15 protein-coding genes are annotated in these 15,833 nt (G+C 52.5%); 9 read left to right on the top strand and 6 right to left on the bottom strand.

Annotation, left to right across the window (positions count from 1 at the left end; translation table 11 throughout):
* Nucleotides 1–9: 9 nt before the first annotated feature.
* Together FYJ24_RS06120 and FYJ24_RS13390 are read right to left on the bottom strand one after the other, a co-directional pair.
* Nucleotides 10–2,196, bottom strand: coding sequence for a YhgE/Pip domain-containing protein (locus FYJ24_RS06120; protein WP_154544600.1), 2,187 nt, complete (start codon nucleotides 2,194–2,196; stop codon nucleotides 10–12).
* A complete protein-coding gene (locus FYJ24_RS13390) occupies nucleotides 2,193–4,766 on the bottom strand; it encodes a YhgE/Pip family protein (RefSeq protein ID WP_154544598.1) in 2,574 nt (857 codons plus the stop codon). Before FYJ24_RS13390 ends, FYJ24_RS06120 begins: the two co-directional genes overlap by 4 nt.
* A 168-nt stretch (nucleotides 4,767–4,934) precedes the next feature.
* On the opposite strand from FYJ24_RS13390, the gene FYJ24_RS06110 reads away from it, so the two are divergent.
* The 8 genes from FYJ24_RS06110 to FYJ24_RS06070 all read left to right on the top strand — a co-directional run bounded on the left by FYJ24_RS06110 (nucleotide 4,935) and on the right by FYJ24_RS06070 (nucleotide 9,170).
* A complete protein-coding gene (locus FYJ24_RS06110) occupies nucleotides 4,935–5,627 on the top strand; it encodes a DNA alkylation repair protein (RefSeq protein ID WP_206192547.1) in 693 nt (230 codons plus the stop codon).
* Between the two features lie 37 nt (nucleotides 5,628–5,664).
* A complete protein-coding gene (locus FYJ24_RS06105) occupies nucleotides 5,665–6,078 on the top strand; it encodes a VOC family protein (protein ID WP_154544596.1) in 414 nt (137 codons plus the stop codon).
* A gap of 26 nt (nucleotides 6,079–6,104) precedes the next feature.
* Nucleotides 6,105–6,593 carry a GNAT family N-acetyltransferase gene (locus FYJ24_RS06100; RefSeq protein ID WP_154544594.1) on the top strand — a complete coding sequence of 163 codons (489 nt, stop codon included), beginning with the start codon at nucleotides 6,105–6,107 and terminating at the stop codon, nucleotides 6,591–6,593.
* Between the two features lie 100 nt (nucleotides 6,594–6,693).
* A complete protein-coding gene (locus FYJ24_RS06095; protein WP_154544592.1) occupies nucleotides 6,694–7,128 on the top strand; it encodes a hypothetical protein in 435 nt (144 codons plus the stop codon).
* 134 nt (nucleotides 7,129–7,262) lie between these two features.
* On the top strand, nucleotides 7,263–7,637 hold the full coding sequence (locus tag FYJ24_RS06085) for a DUF2510 domain-containing protein (RefSeq protein WP_206192546.1): 375 nt from the start codon (nucleotides 7,263–7,265) through the stop codon (nucleotides 7,635–7,637).
* Nucleotides 7,638–7,801: 164 nt separating this feature from the next.
* Entirely contained in the window at nucleotides 7,802–8,359 is a 558-nt protein-coding gene (locus FYJ24_RS06080; RefSeq protein ID WP_154544590.1) for a hypothetical protein, read from the top strand.
* A gap of 131 nt (nucleotides 8,360–8,490) precedes the next feature.
* Nucleotides 8,491–8,967, top strand: a complete 477-nt coding sequence (locus tag FYJ24_RS06075; protein ID WP_154544588.1) for a DUF2975 domain-containing protein — start codon at nucleotides 8,491–8,493, stop codon at nucleotides 8,965–8,967.
* The gene (locus FYJ24_RS06070) at nucleotides 8,967–9,170 is read left to right on the top strand and encodes a helix-turn-helix domain-containing protein (protein ID WP_154544586.1); all 204 of its coding nucleotides are present in this window, start codon (nucleotides 8,967–8,969) and stop codon (nucleotides 9,168–9,170) included. The genes FYJ24_RS06075 and FYJ24_RS06070 overlap by 1 nt, the downstream gene beginning before the upstream one ends.
* A 63-nt stretch (nucleotides 9,171–9,233) precedes the next feature.
* Here the strand turns inward: FYJ24_RS06070 and FYJ24_RS06065 are convergent, their stop codons facing one another.
* From FYJ24_RS06065 to FYJ24_RS06055, 3 genes are all read right to left on the bottom strand, one after another.
* Complete coding sequence (locus FYJ24_RS06065; RefSeq protein ID WP_154544584.1) at nucleotides 9,234–9,734, bottom strand: hypothetical protein; 501 nt, start codon at nucleotides 9,732–9,734, stop codon at nucleotides 9,234–9,236.
* 174 nt (nucleotides 9,735–9,908) lie between these two features.
* A complete protein-coding gene (locus tag FYJ24_RS06060; protein WP_154544582.1) occupies nucleotides 9,909–10,397 on the bottom strand; it encodes a response regulator transcription factor in 489 nt (162 codons plus the stop codon).
* 29 nt (nucleotides 10,398–10,426) lie between these two features.
* The gene (locus tag FYJ24_RS06055; protein WP_404814705.1) at nucleotides 10,427–11,788 is read right to left on the bottom strand and encodes an IS256 family transposase; all 1,362 of its coding nucleotides are present in this window, start codon (nucleotides 11,786–11,788) and stop codon (nucleotides 10,427–10,429) included.
* A 104-nt stretch (nucleotides 11,789–11,892) separates the two neighbouring features.
* Between FYJ24_RS06055 and FYJ24_RS06050 the strand changes: the two genes are divergently transcribed.
* Nucleotides 11,893–13,218 carry an HAD-IC family P-type ATPase gene (locus FYJ24_RS06050; protein ID WP_318656564.1) on the top strand — a complete coding sequence of 442 codons (1,326 nt, stop codon included), beginning with the start codon at nucleotides 11,893–11,895 and terminating at the stop codon, nucleotides 13,216–13,218.
* A 357-nt stretch (nucleotides 13,219–13,575) separates the two neighbouring features.
* On the opposite strand, the gene FYJ24_RS06045 is transcribed toward FYJ24_RS06050, so the two are convergent.
* Nucleotides 13,576–15,816: a leucine-rich repeat domain-containing protein gene (locus tag FYJ24_RS06045; RefSeq protein WP_154544580.1), complete on the bottom strand. Its 2,241-nt coding sequence runs from the start codon at nucleotides 15,814–15,816 to the stop codon at nucleotides 13,576–13,578.
* Between the last annotated feature and the right edge of the window lie 17 nt (nucleotides 15,817–15,833).

Genomic DNA, 15,833 nt, shown 5'->3' with positions numbered 1-15,833 from the left:
GAACAGTAATCACATGAGCTTTGTTGACTCGACCGCCTCGACCAAATTGTGATTGAAGCGAATCAGAGGCCTGCGCAGCACCAGCCCCAAAATGAGCGTGGGGACCACAAACAGCAGCAGCAGTCCCAGAGAAATCCAGTAGTCACCCTGGTAGATACCGGATGTGGCGGCGCGCATAGCATCGATTGCGTGAGTGGCCGGGAGGAACGGGCTGATGCTTTGGAACCACTGTGGCAAGAGTTGCAGCGGGTAGGCACCCCCAGCTCCAGAAATCTGGATGACCAGCAGAAGTACTGCCAAAGCCTTGCCTGCATTCCCAAAGGCAACCACAAATGTGTAAATGAGCAATGTGAACACTAAAGAAGTGACCATTCCTGCCACAAGGAGTAGGAAAGGGTGTGCTGGTTGGACGCCAATGAAAAGGATCAGGCCCAGCATCACCAGCCCACTTTGAGCCAGGCCCAGCAGAGCAAAGATCCCGTATCTCCCCAGATATTTTTGGGTGGGGCTGAGGTCTGTCTTGCCCGGTAGAGGGTTTTTGCCCACACCAGCTTTGATGGCCACAGTCATCAGTAGCGCCCCCACCCACAATGACAAGGTCGTATAGAGGGGAGCCATCCCAGCCCCAAAACTCACCGTGGGAAATACTGCGATGCGGTCCAATGCGATGGGCTGGGCAAGTGAAGCAGCGAACGTGTGGGGGTCGGTTCCCACAATATCCGCCAAAGCCTGCAAGTCTCCACCATCAGCCGCCGAAGCCAAGGTTTGAGAAATTCGATCAAAAGTGTCAGCTGTCGAGTTCAGTGTCTGAGAGATCGACTGGGTTGCCTGTTGTGTTTGTGTAAGCGCGGAAGATATTCCATCCGATGACCCAGTCAATCCCGCCAGTGCAGTCGACAAGTCTGCTTTCACGGTAGAAACATCGTTTTCTATACTTGTGAGAGTGTTGGAAAGAGCGTCTAGCTGTGGTTTCAAATCTTGCTGGTATGAGTCACCCGCGCTGGTGAGTGCGGTCTTAGCCTCGTTCAACGATTGGGTGATTGCTTGGTGAGTGCTCTGAATTGAGGCATTCCCTGATGCCACGTCCTCGGACGCCTCACGTAGTCGATCTCGCACCGATTCTTGACGGGAAATGATCTGGTCGAGGCGCCCAAGCACCTTTTCGAGAGCTGGCTGGGCGGCTTCGGGCAATAGCGGGCCAACCGTGTCCTTCAGTGTGGTTTGCACATCGGTGTAACTGGCGATTTGTTGGTCGACACGTTGGGCTAGAGTGTCGAGGACAGCAACTTGTGAGGAACTAGTCTGATCTGCATTGGAGAAAAGTTCATCAATACTGTCAGCCACCGCATCATAGCCTGACAGGGTTTGTTCAATAGCTGTTGAGAACGCGTCAGTGGCGGAACCCAAAGTAGTTTTGAGTACTTGGGCAGATGAGATAGCTCCTCCGGCTGCATTGCCAGCATCACTGAGGGCGTCGTGGGTGCCTGCCATCAATGCGCTGGCAGAATCAACCAGCGGAATAGTTGACTGGACCAGCGCAGTGAACATGTCGGCTGTCTGGGCCCCTGCGCGTAGCTGCCCGGATACTTCGGAGACTTTGGCTTCAAGGCGTGTGAGGGCTGCTTTGGCGTCAGCATCGTCTAAGTACTGTGACATGGAAGAGACCAAGCCAAAGGCAATATTGCCCAAAGTCTCTGAAAATGTCTCGCTGATCTTTGTTGATAGTCCTTCGGCGCCCTGTCCGGTGATAGTGGGTGCCAACGCATTTTTCTTCTCATTTGTGTAGTAGGCGATGTCAGCCACTTTGCCTCCGTCGGCAAAGAAAGTCAGCATGTCAGTACTGAAAGAGTGAGGTAGGACCAAGGCCGCGTAGTATTCACCAGATTTCGTGCCGTCGATAGCGTCATCTTCTGAGGTAATGACCCAATCTAGCTGGTCGTTTTCCCGCAGTGCTGCAACTACTTGGTCGCCAACATTAATGGGGATGGGCATCAGTTCACTGGTGTATCCCGCATCGGTATTTGCCACTGCCACTTTGAGATTCCCAGTATTAGAGAAAGGATCCCAACTTGCGATGACATTGAACCAGGTGAAAAGGGAGGGGATAATGACCAGACCGAAAATGACAATGAGAGCCATCACGTTGGACGTTGCGCGGCGAAGGTCCCTGCGCATCAAACGAAAGACATCTTTCATGATGCATCTCCTACAGTGGTAGAAGTACTACCGTGGCGCGGCTCTCGACCAAAAGCCGCCTGACGCAGCTTCGCCTCGTCCAGCTGACTGAGCTCTTCTCCCATATCCAGACTCTGTTTGATGTACTCAAGGACCACTAAAACTGCGATGATCAAAAGACACCAAGCCAACCACGTGCCAAGCATAGTTGCCTTGCCCTCGGGGATTACCCACGCAATGAGTCCCAATATGACCAGGCCAACCAGTCCTACCAGTGCAACGGCTCGAATCAATGAACGATAGTGCTTAGTGAAGATTACACTTCGTCTCTCCACATCTTTTGCAAAGGCACTGCGATCCGATAGGGCGCGAATCACATCCGCTAGCCGATACTGACTGCCTTTGACCTGCACATCTTCGGCAATCAAGAGATCTGTCGAGGCGATTTCTCGGTTGAACATCATATTGAGATGGCTCAGCTGGCGCCTGAGTGCCAGTCCCAGAACAAAAGACAACACGACAAATAGAGTCAAGACTGCCAGAGCGTGCCAGTAGGCCCCATCGTAGAATCCGGCAATCGTCTCGCGCATCGCATCAATCCCATAGGTGAAGGGAAGGAATGGGTAAATCGCGCGGAAAAATCCTGGCATCATCTCAATCGGGTAGAGACCAGATGCTCCCGGGATCTGCATAATCACCAGCAAAATGCATAGGCCGCGCCCGACGTGCCCAAAAGAAACACACAATGCGTAGATGATACTGATATAGGCGATAGCTGTGAATATTCCACTGAAAACAAAGGCAACAGCACTGACCGTCTGCACCCCCAAGACCAGGTCTCCCACGCATACGACTATCGCCTGCACTATCGTGATAACTGCAAAAAGCAGGAAACGTCCCAGATAGGCTTGGCGTACGGTCACGTCCTCGAAGCCTTCAGTGTCCACCTCGGTCTTGAAAATCACCATGAGAACAAAAGCGCCAATCCACAATGACAGATTTGTGAATAGTGCCGCCATGCCAGACCCGTAAGAGTTCACGGGAAAGACGACGTCTTCTTTCACCTCGACCGGAGAAGAAATGAAACTAGCAATCTGCTGAGAGTCCAAGCCAGTAACCTTGTCAAGGTCGCCCCAGATTGAGGCCGTACTCAACGCAACAATATCGGTGCGGGTGCTCTCTAGGCTTGTGTGGATCTGTGAGAGGTTGGCGTTGAGACTGGTCAATGCTGCCTGAGCTGACGTCAGTTGAGTTTCCAGACCTGCTAATAGTTCATCAGCTTGGGTCAGCTGAGTTTTCTGAGACTCCAGCGCTGAAGAGAAAGCCCCCGCATTGGAGGAAAGTGCTGCCATAGCAGCATTGAGCTGCGGAACTGTTTCGGTGAGAGTTGTGCGCATGGATGATGCTGCATCGCGAGCCTCCGCAGTTGCGGATTCCAGGCTATCACCCAACTCTTGAAATGTAGTAAGAGCTGTGGAAGCGTCCGTCGTGAGAGATTCCAAGTCATCAAGTAGTTGCTGGTCGGTTTGGTTTTTTTCTTTGAGAGTTGTGACGGTCTGGGCTATCGTGTCACGAACCGCAGGATCTAACGAACTATCTTCAAGCATCTGCTCTAACTGAGAGAGAATATCCGCTTGTGTTTGCGCTATCTTATGCGCTTCGTCAATGGCCTTGGTGGCCGCCGTGCCGACCTGCTGCAAGGTGCCGGTGAAATCTTTGATGGCTGATTGGGCAGTCGCTGATGCGTCTGCTAATGAGGTTGATGCATCAACATAGGCGGTTGTCAGTGCATCGGTGAAAGTGACTGCAATCTGACCAGCGTCCTCAGCAATCTGTTGCGCCTGGCCGATCGCGGTCTGTACGTCTGTGAGAGTGTCACTAACATCTTCTAGAGAATAGCGAATCTCTGCTATAGATTCCTTGGACGAATCCAGTTTTCCAATAAGCTCACTCACGTCGGCACCTGCATGGGAAACAGCGGAGATGCCAGCGTCAAAAGCATTGAGTGAACGGTATTTGGCATTGTCTAACCCAGCTTCTACATTTTCGCCGGCTTCTTTGAGGGCTTCTACCGCGGCCTTGGCAACCTGGAGAGTGAAAGCGCTGGTGATTTGTTGATCAAGTTGTGTTGCGCCGACGTCAGTGATCTTGGGGGCAATCGCATTAGCCTTTTCATTGACGTAATACTGCAATGTCGGCTGTGTAAACTCTCCAGAAGTGATGCTGATGAGATTACGACTAAAATCTGCAGGGATGATGATAGCCGCATAGGCTACGCCGCTCTCAACTGCTGCATACGCTGCAGATTCGTCCATGAAATCCCAGCCCAGTTGGTGATTGTCTCGAAGCTGTTCTTCGACCTGTGCGCCAACGTTGATGGACCCCGTTATGTCAGAGGATGCACCCTGGTCGCCGTTGAATACAGCAACCTTAATGTTCCCAGTATTTGAGTAGGGGTCCCAAAATGCGCTTATGTTGAACCAAGCGTAGAGAGCTGGGGTGATGACAATACCGATCACGATGATCCAGGCTTGCGGCACGCGAAGTAATCGCTTTGTGTCGCGTATGAAAATCTCCCAGGCTTTTCTCACCCCACAGATTCTACAAGCATCATGTCAGGAGACTGCGTGAATTGTGCACAGTCACATCTGTGAAGTGCTTGTCGCTGCAATACTGTGTGGGGGTCATTGCGCAATCCCCCCACTAAAGCAGTGTCCCGGCGACAAATATCTCACTGCCACGGGAATTAGGGCGCTGTGATGAAAGAGTCAGTTAGAAAGGAACTTGCGTTGTCCACTGAAGAGACTTTCAGCCAGCTAAGGATGGAACTTAGTGCGCTTGCGGATGAACAGCGCGCGGTTCAGCAGAGCGCATATATGCGCAATCAGTTTCCGTATTTTGGGGTTCCCACGCCGCAGCGTCGGAAGGCAGCGCAAGGCGTACTGCGAAACCTACGAGGGGCTGTCGACTGGGATTTCGTTGATTTGTGCTGGAACGCTCCTGAGCGAGAATTTCAGTACGTTGCCGCGGATCATCTGAAGGAGAATGCAAAAACGCTTAAGGCCGCAGACTTGCCGTGCGTGGAATCTCTTGTCCAAAGGAAGTCATGGTGGGACTCAGTGGATCACCTAGCCCAATCAGTGTGCGTCGTTGTTCCAGGTGACACCAATTCGGGCGAGGTTATGCGACAGTGGGCAAGACACCCCAACTTCTGGGTGCGTCGGGTTTCCATCATTAGTCAGCTAGGCGCAAAAGAACTCACTGACACTGGGCTACTTACTGAGGTAATACTGGCCAACACAGGTTCGCAAGAGTTCTTTATCAACAAGGCAATAGGATGGGCGCTGCGACAGTATGCCCGTATCGATCCAGTATGGGTGCGGGACTTCTTGTCGGACCATGAGGATACTCTTGCACCGCTGAGCATAAGAGAAGCCAGCAAACATCTGTGACGAAATATCACTATGTCACATAGGGAAGGAACAAAACGTGAATGTGAAGATTGCTAGCGTTGTTTTTGAGTCCACAAATGCTGAGGAACTCATGAAGTTTTGGGCGGCGCTTCTGGCAGCTCCAAGTGCTTTCAACCCCGAATCAGGATGGGGCGCGGTTGTTGCAGATAATGTCACCATCAGCACCAAACCGGTGCAATTGCAGGAACTTCCAGGACTTGAAAAGGGGTCCCGCGTCCATCTCGACATCGAAGTGGAGAATCTTGAATCTGCAACAGATAAGGCTGTCGCCTTGGGGGCCACCATCAAACGCGGGCCTTTTGGTGAGGCGGAAACAGGACAATACACAGTCTTTGCCGACATCGATGGAAATGCATTCTGCCTCTACACAGACCCCGCGGGTGCTCATGGTGAGATTATCGAGGCTATTCGCAGCGGCGTCATAAGCTAGTTGTAGGTAAACCTTTTGGGAGAACAATGGATGAACAGAGACATGCAGAGAAGCTGACTCTCGGAGAGTTGCGCCCGCAGGACGCTGGTGAAGTCCTCACTCTTCAACGGGCAGCCTATGTAACTGAGGCACAACTCTACGGTGACCCGTTTCTGCCCGCACTCACGCAGACACTTGCTGAGGTAGAAAAAGACCTGCGCGGACCTGCTTTGGGGGTCCGCGTGGGTTCCCGGCTTGTGGGGTCGGTCCGGTGGACTATCGAAGATGGGGTGGCATACATAGGGCGGCTGATTGTAGCCCCGGACATGCAAGGTCAGGGGATTGGAACCTGGCTTCTTGAAGCTGCTGAACGGGCCAGTGGTGTGTCAGTTTTTGAGCTCTTCACTGGTGACCGCAGTGAAGCAAATATTCGTCTTTACAGCCGCAGCGGATATGTACCGACTGGAACGAAGTCTCTTAGCGAGGGTGTGGATATTATCTACCTGCGTAAAGGTACTTCTGCGCAGAGTTTGTGAATTTGACGGGTGCTTCGCTCTAGGATTGGTAATAATCTGATACTCGCCGTCACCACAGGGGGCAATCCTGCAATCTCGAGTATTTAACGTGCTACTCGTGGTGAGTGCTGTCATTTTCTTAGCTGTTTCCTTCATCGGTGCCGTACAGTTTCCGCTGTTACCAGGAATCTCAGCTAAGGACGGCAGTCTTATTCCTTCTACCGCCCAGCATTGGATGGGATTCGCACCCATTGCTTTGGTGGCGCCGATCCTCTTGCTTATCGTGCTATCACTTCTTTGTGTGCGGGGTCAGCGGAGCACATGTAAGGCGTTCATCTGGGTGATTGGAGTGCTGTGTGTCCTTGTGATTCTTGTGCCGGGCCCGTGGTGTTACTTTCTATCTGGCTTTGATGTTATGTGTGGGAGAGGTGAGTGTTTTTCTCAGCTCAGCCGGGTTAATGCCTTCAATGCAACAGTCCCTCTATTGCTGGTGGCGGGGCTGACAATCGTCTTACTGCACGTGATCGGGCGCAAGGTCACTACTAGTGGTGGGTGAGTAGGGTTTGGTCTTATGTGAGGATAACCCCACGTCATTCTCGATGAGATTTTCTACCAATAGTTCAGGTAATGCGGTAGTTTTCCAAGTAGTCATTGTTGCTGTGAAAAACATGCATGATATTGGAGGGGACTATGTCAGGCGCACAACCAGGATGGTATCCGGACGGATCTGGAAACTTGCGGTATTGGGATGGTGCTGGGTGGACTGAACATCTGGCGCAGGGTGGCCCCCAAGTTCCTGTTGCACCCGGGTATCCGATGGTAGTCCGCACTGAAACTAACGGAATCGGGACGGCAGGCTTTGTCCTTGCAATCATCGGGATTGTGTTCTCATGGGTGCCGCTTCTGGGATGGTTATCGTGGCTTTTAGGTGCGATATTCTCGATTATTGGTGTTTTCAAAATGCCTCGGGGCTTTGCTATAGCCGGACTAGTCTTGTCATTTTTTGGCGTTATTGTCCTCATTTTGTTCCTTACAGTGTTTGCCGGGCTTATCGCGTTTATCTAACTCTTTTGCTGCACCGCAGATGTGGGGAGCCAGTAGCTATCAGGGACGGGTATTTATGCTCGTGGCAGTCTTTAGAGCGTTAGCCTATTCATGGAGCTACGGTGTGCGCTGTAAGAATCGGTTGAAAAACACCCTGGCGGCCGCCGTATTTGCGATAATGAACTATGAACGCTGATACCGCGACGCCGCACATGTCTCCTCTAGTTCGTACGGCCCTGGTGCTTCTTATTGGGGTGATAGTGGGCGGGTGCGTAGGGGGTCTGATTGCGTGGGGGGTGACGCGCAATCATTATGAGCGCCAGTATTTCGAAGATCAAATCGTATGCACCGCAATAGGTGCCGAAGATAGCGTGATTGTGGACATTCCTCTTGATGTGTTAGAGGGCGTCAACAGTATCGAGTTGCGCGTGACCACAGGAACATATCCTGGAGATTCATCCATTTCATTAATGCAGCAGGTAGTTCCACCATTGACCGATGACTTAACTGAAACATGGTGGGTAAGTATCCCTATGTCTAAGACGATGGTCGAGAATACTTCAGAAGTATCGCTCCAATTGGTTCGTAGCGAAGAAGCAGTGCCAAATATTACCGGTTCCCATATCGCGAATCCGAACGTCTTCCAGTTTTCCCCCAATGGCCCCGATTGTGAACCGCATGTCGCCCAGATTCGACTCGAACTCGTCGGCGGAGAATTAGTGGCTAAGTCTGATGTCGAATAACTGCCAATGTCGGACGAGGCGAGGTAGAGCCGTTCAATCGGGCCCGCGGTGATTGTCTTGATGTTGCGCTTCCCCACACAGTGACCTATTGTTTAGCGATGTAAATATATTGTTAAACGATAGGTTCTGCTATGAGTAAGATAGTGGTCTTTGGAACGAAAACCGTGATTGCTCTGCTCTTTGTGGTCACGTTGATTGCCCAGTTCCTACTAGTTCCATTGCTGGCACAGGAAATGGCACATGAGTTCCCAGAGGTTTCTTACCTGCAGTGGCCAGGAATTATTGGCTGTGTTTGCGTGCTGCTGTGCGGACAAGTGGTGCTTGTGTGCGTGTGGCGGTTGCTTTCCATGGTGGCCAAGGAAAGCATCTTTAGTTCTACTGCATTCACAATTGTTAACGTGGCTATTGCAGCTATCTTTGTGGCCGCGGTCCTTCTTATCGCAGCGCTCATAGTCTTGCAAGCGGTGAATGCTTTGCCCGCAGGAGTGATGATCATGCTTCTGACCGGAGCTCTACTGGGGACCGGCCTGGGACTTCTCTTAATTGTCATGCGCGGATTACTGAAGAAGGCAACTCTCCTTGACCAGGACTTGGCGGGGGTGATTTGATGCCGATCGTTGTTAACCTGGATGTTCAGATGGCGAAGAAGAAGATAACGGTGGGGCAGTTGGCCCAGCGAATAGGAATAACTCCAGCCAATGTTTCTGTTCTCAAAAATGGTCGGGCCAAGGCCATACGCTTTTCTACTCTTGAAGCACTATGTGAAATTTTAGAGTGTCAACCGGGAGACATTTTGGAGTATGAGGCTTAATCCTCAAGGTAGACAACGCAAAAGTCTCATCGTGAGGTGATAGCGGTGGACTTCTCGTTATGACTATTTTGGGACCACTAGTAAAGGTAGTCCCAACGACCCCTTGATGTGAGCAACGTCGTTCTCAATAATGTGAAGGCGCTCATCAATGGAATCGAATCGCGTTGCGGTCTCATTTTTAAGCTCACGGAATTCTGCGAGAATCTGGTCTTTGAAACTCTGTGAATCAACCTTGGTATCAGTCTTGTGATCGGCGAGCAGCACCCGTACTTCTTCTCTGTGCTCGGTAAACATCGCGTGTACTTGTTGTTTGTGTTCTGCGAACTGTGTCTGTATTTCTTGTCTGTGTTCGGAGAGCAGCGCGCGTACTTCGCGTTTGTGTTCCGCAAACTGTGCTACAAGTTCTTGCCGCAGACCCCGGATTTCATCGGTGAGGTCTTTCCTCAGTTGGTCGTGTCGCTCTGCTGTCCGCTTTTGTTCGGAGCGCATAAAAGTCACCATGGCAACGACGGCAACAAGAAATGTTGCCGCGGTAACTATCGCATCGATTGACACTTCCACCATCCCTCTATTGTGCAGCATGACGGCTGAAAATTCAGCACCCAGTAAGGAAAACATGGGTTGGGTTTCTCCGCACACGGGCTCTTTTCAATTGGTGGAAAACCGCGCACTCACATCCTGTGGACAACGTCCTGTGAGGCCTTTAAAGAACAAGGTGCCGGGTCTTCGAGGCCCCTTCTACTGACTGCGCTGGTAGCCCGATCGCATCGCTCGCACCATCAACTCACCTCGGTTGCTGCACTCGGTTGCCTGCAATAGTTGGGACACGTAGGCCCGCACGCTGCGTTCTGTCAGATCCAGACGGTTTCCCATTTGTTGGGTGGTATGCCCTGAGACAAGGAGGTCCAGAGTATTTCTGAGACGTTGAGGTAGGCGTTCGATCCTTTCGAGCAGGGCGTAGTCCGGGTCTGGTTCGTTGCGAAGATATGAGCGTATCAACACGTCGGTGGGACCCGGGTCTATGATCTTTTCGCCGGCCATCACCTTGTTGATGATGGTAACTAGGCGGCCTATGGGCATGTCCTTGGTGAGGAAGGCTTTTGCCCCAGCTTCCAGTGAGCGTTTGAGTGAATCCGAGTGCTCAAATGCGGTGAGCATGATGACTTTCACGTCAGGGTGATATTTGGTGATCTCCCGTGCGGTACTCACGCCGTCCATGATTGGCATGTCAACGTCAAATTGTTTGTGTTTGGGGTTTAGTGAATGTGGGGGTTGACGCGGTCGGGGTAGGCGATTGCGAGTTGGGCTAGGGCTTGTTTCCAGTTGGTGGTTACTTGTCCTTGGATTAGTCTTCCTGATGCTTTTCGGTTTTTACCTCTCTTTCCTTTATTTCGTTGTCTTTCGGTAGCTCTTTTGTCTTCGATGTTGCAGATCCCAAGCCATAAGAGTTTCACTGCTGCTTCATCGTTTGGGAACTGGCCGCGGTTCTTACTGATTTTGCGTAACTGGTAGTTCAGTGACTCGATCGCGTTGGTCGTGTAAATGACGCGGCGTAGCTCTGGGGGGAACTCCAGGAACGGGGTGAACCGGTCCCACGCTGATTGCCATGTACTCACCGTTGCGGGGTTCTTTGCCCCCAATTCGCTCGCAGCAAAGGCTTTGAGTGCTTCGGTCGCGGCGTCGGCGTCAACGGCCGTGTAAATGGGTCTAAGCGCGGCGGAGACCTTTTTACGGTCTTGGTAGTTCACGAACCGCATCGAGGCTCGAATCAGGTGCGCCACGCAGGTTTGGACTATGGTTTTGGGCCAGGTAGCTTCCACGGCTTCGGGCAGTCCGGTGAGCCCATCACAACAAACAATCAGGACATCGGCTACGCCGCGGTTACGCAGGTTAGAGCACACCGAGGCCCAGAAACTAGCGCCTTCGTTGTTTTGCACCCAGATCCCCAGGACGTGTTTGACACCGTCCATATCAACGCCAATCGCGATATGAGCGGCTTTAGAACGCACATGAGATCCGTCCCGGACTTTCACGCGGATCGCGTCTAGATACATGACCGGGTAAAACTCGTCCAGGGGCCGTTTTTGCCATTCCAGCACTGCTTCTAGGACCGCGTCCGTGATGTTCGAGATCGTCTCGTGGGATAAGTCAGTGCCAATGGTCTGACTCAGGTGCCACTGGATTTCCCTGATCGTCATTCCCCCCGCGTACAAGCTGATGATCATGTCATCTAGGCCTCCCAGACGCCGCGATCCTTTCGGTACCAGGCGCGGGGTGAAAGAACCATCCCGGTCCCTGGGGATCGAGACCTCTACCGGGCCGACCTCGGTAGCTACTCGTTTCTGGTATGAACCGTTCCGGGAGTTCACCGCCCCGGATGCGCCCTTAGCTTCACGGTCGCCGTTGGCGTATCCCAAATGCGAGGTCATCTCCGCTTCGAGCCCCCGTTCTAACGATGTTTTGATTAGAGCCGGAATCAGGCCCCCGTCCCCGGTCAGCTCCATCTCGCCAGAATCAATGCGGGCGAACAAATCTGCCAGGGCCCCGGAATGCCGGAGTTCCTGAGCCAGACGATTCGTCGCCTCGTTCGAAAGATCATTCACCAAATCAGTCTCAATCAGATCAATCGTTTGTGTATCAGACACAAGTTACAGCCTTTCAAAAACAGGCCCAAACACAAACAATCTGACACCCTTCATTCAATGGCCCATCCAACTATCCGGTGGGAGAACACGTCGAACGTGGCGTCGGACAAAACGTTGTGGCAGGAACTGTGGCCACTGACTCGGCAACCCGAGTGCGAGTAACTGCCACCGGAGAAAACACCTCATTGGCAGGTATCCAACGGATGGTCCGCCGGGCACAAGAATCCTCATCCACGGCACAAAGACTGGCCGACCAGGCAGCTGGATGGCCCTTCTGGTTCGCAATCGTCGCCGCAATAATCACCGCAATTGTCTGGACAGCTCTAGGGGATCTCGATGCTGCCGTGGCCAGAACAATAACCGTGCTTGTCATAGCTTGCCCCCATGCGTTAGGCCTCGCTATTCCACTTGTCGTAGCGATCGCCACCGAGAAAGCTGCACGCAACGGCGTTCTCATCAAAGACCGGATAGCACTCGAAAACATGCGCACAATTGGCGCCGAGCGCGACAGTGAACGCCCCCTCGCTCAAGCAATCGTCTCGGCTGCAAACGAGGGAAATCTGGAAATACCAGAGGCAGTCGATTTTCAATCAGTTCCAGCGCTCGTAGTTAGTGCAACCGTTGGAGAAAGCATCATTCAAGTTGGCGGACCCGGTCTCTTAATGTCCCTGAACACTGGCCCACTGGAGACCTCCACGCAGTGGAGCAAAAACGGGGCCACCGTGCTCCACATAGTCAACAATGGAACTCCCGTAGGGGCAGTCAAGATCACCGATGAAGTTCGTCCTGAATCTGCCGAAGCCCTCCAAGCCCTTTACAAACGTGGTATCGAGGTTGTCATGATGACCGGGGATGCAGAGCCTGTAGCTGAGATTGTCGCCAATGAGATCGGTATCGATCGCGTCTTTGCTCAAGTGCGTCCAGAAGACAAGGCAACACACGTAGCCTCGCTTCAGGCACACGGAGAGAAAGTCGCCATGGTTGGCGATGGAGTCAACGATGCACCTGCACTCGCCAAAGCTGATGTGGGGATCGCAATCGGTGCCGGGACAGACGTTGCCATCGCCTCCGCTGGTGTTATCCTGGCAAGTTCCGATCCGAGAGCAGTGCTTTCAATCATCGACCTATCTAAAGCCTCATACACCAAGATGAAGCAAAACCTTTGGTGGGCAGCAGGCTACAACCTGGCATCTGTACCGCTGGCGGCCGGGGTTTTAGCTCCCGTTGGATTTGTACTTCCAATGTCCGTTGGAGCTATCCTGATGTCCGTTTCGACAGTCGTTGTAGCACTCAACGCCCAGTTACTACGAAGGCTTGACCTGGACCCAGCAACCGTCACCCAAAGAATCTTAGGCCGCGACTGGCATGAGCAAAGGAGCACCAATGGAGCCAGAATGTCATGACTCCGGCTCATACTCCGGCTAGGCCTCTGATAAGAACAACAATGCTGCTGCGGCGCCCTGGGAACGTTTTGGCGACGGCTGTCCAAACCGGTGACGTAAGAGAATGCTCCACCGCTGGCAGTGTCCCGTATCCCATTAGTTACTGGGGTAACGGTTGGTAGCCAGGCAATCTCGAGGAGAGCGCCGCGTTCTATAGTCGTTGCCACCAGGCCATTTATAGTGCAGGGTGGACCCTAGCGAATGTCGCTGGATTCGATAAGACTCTTCGTGAGGTTCCAAGTGGTTGGGGTCGATAGCATGATGGGCGATTCTCCCCGCTAATAGAAACGGGGAGAATCACCCATTTGGGCTTAGGCCTTATGAACGGCGTTTGGCTGTGAGAAGGGCTAAGCCTCCTGCGAGGAAGATCGCCCCCAAGGTGAGGAAGGGCAGCGGAGATGCTCCAGTCTTTGCTAATGCGGACGCCTTCTCCGTCGAAGCCGTGGGCTTCTCTGGAGTTTCAGTCGAAGATGACTCCTCGCCAGGGGCATCTTTTGTCCATTGTGCAACAAATTCTACGTTGCTGTTCATCTGGAACTGTGCTCCAGGCTTCAGTACTTTGGCTGTCTCTCGCGTCTGGAGAACTGGTAACCAGCCAGTAAACGCGTATCCAGGTCTTGTTGGTTCGGCCTGCGGCAGATCCAGTTTGAACGCCGGGTTTTCACCAAAGAATCCCACAGGGTTCAGCGCAGTTGCGTTGGCCACAGGCTGGGCCTGAATTTGGCCTTCTGTCTCAGGGAACACACTCCATTCGGAAGCTAGGCCCTGAGGCAGAGAACCACCATTGGCACTGAATGTCGCCGTATAAGTTCCGCGAAGGTCGAAATCGCCCTTTCCTTCGTTTTGCCACGCTGCTTTAGTTGTGGTGCCGTCCTCTCCAAGCCATACCCACACTGCGTTACCTTCTGGAAGCCACTGATAGGTGGTCACGGGGGTAGCCACTTGAACATCGGCAGGCTTGTTACTCTCACTGAAAGGGAAGAACAACATAAGTTTGTCAGTTCGTCCGGTCTTTATTTCTCCGTCATCATCGACCACAGCAAAAGCTTGAAATCCCACGTCCAGCGAGGAGACCTCTTCTGGAAAAACAATGCTCTTGAGTGTTGACGGCTCTACCGCGTACTGGATTGGGGCGGTCATTGGAGTCTCGTTACACACGAGATTTGAACCGTTGCCGGGCAAATCTGTCCCCTGGGAAAATGCGGCGGCTCCCACCGATAGGTTGTTCAAGGTGCGCGGGAATGTCACTGTCTTTAGTGCATATTTCTGGTCAGCGCCTCCGCCAAGAGCCACTTCCTGACGAAATGCCCCACAACCGATGGTCAGGTCATCCATTTGCTGCGGGAAAGTCACGTCTGTTAGTGCTGCTTGGGAGTGCTGGAGAAAAGCAAAGTCACCAAGCGTCAGATTGCGCAGAGATTCTGGGAAGGAAATCTTTGACAAAGCGCTATTCCCAACTTGGATGAAAGCCTCAGTGTCAATTGTGAGGTCCTCAAGGCCCTCTGGAAACTCAACTTGAGTCAGCACAGGATCATCAACTTGCTGGAAGGCGTGCGCTCCGATCTCAAGAGACTTGAGCGTACTCGGGAATTTGACCTCTTTAAGTGAGGCCTTACTTCTAAGTGCGTTCTCACCTTGAGAGAACGCGAGCTCCCCAATCACCAAACTGGTTGGCCCTTCGGGAAGGACAACTTTTTCAAGAGAAGACTCACCAGTTAGACGAAATGCAGCTTCTTTAATGGAAAGCTCATCAACATGCTCAGGCCAAACAATTTCGGACAGAGCCACCTGACCATTCCCTTCGACGTACTGGTCGAAGGATCCGTGGCCAATGTCCAGCACTTCCAGCGATTTCGGAAAGACGACACTCTTCAGAGAAGTGTTGCCTGCCTCATAGATAGCTTGCGCGAATGACCAATGCCCGGTGATCAGTCGCTTCAAGCCTGTTTCTGGGAACCTGACGCTTTCCAGTCTTACGGGTGAGCCTGAAGGAAGCCCATAATCGCCGACACGCTGGTAGAAAGCATTGTCCCCGATTATGAGTTCGTCGTACCCCTCACCCACGAAGGTGACGCTAGTAATCTTGCTGACGCATTCCAGGCCTCCCGATTCATTAGAAGCCGTGCCGATGAAGAGGCTCTCTCCACCCCACATGTCGTGCGCAGCTCCTAAATCAACCATCACGGCACCGGATTCTTCATCAAACGTCACCGCCGGGAAGTATGGTCCAGAATCGTTGTCACAAAAATTGAGCACGTCAAGCTCGAAGTCAGCAGCGATTGATGCCGAACTAGGCGCAATCATACGCTCATCGTCATCACTTTCTTCAGATAGGGAAGTTCGGGACTGCTCATCCGAGATCAACTCTTGCTCAGAGTCCCTTCGCTCTCGACTGTTTTGTGACTCTAACGAGGCTCTCGTCCCTGACTGCTCAGCCGCAGTTAATTGGTCTCTAGTCCCCTCACTGGTGGCGGCATGAGCAACACCGCCGGTACCAACCAAGGCAGCTACGACTGCCACCGCGAATATGCTCCTGGACAACCTAAATTCTTTCTTCATTTCGATTTTTCCTCTTC

Source organism: Scrofimicrobium canadense (assembly GCF_009696615.1).
GTDB lineage: Bacteria > Actinomycetota > Actinomycetes > Actinomycetales > Actinomycetaceae > Scrofimicrobium > Scrofimicrobium canadense.
This window is presented reverse-complemented; position numbering and strand designations above follow the sequence as displayed.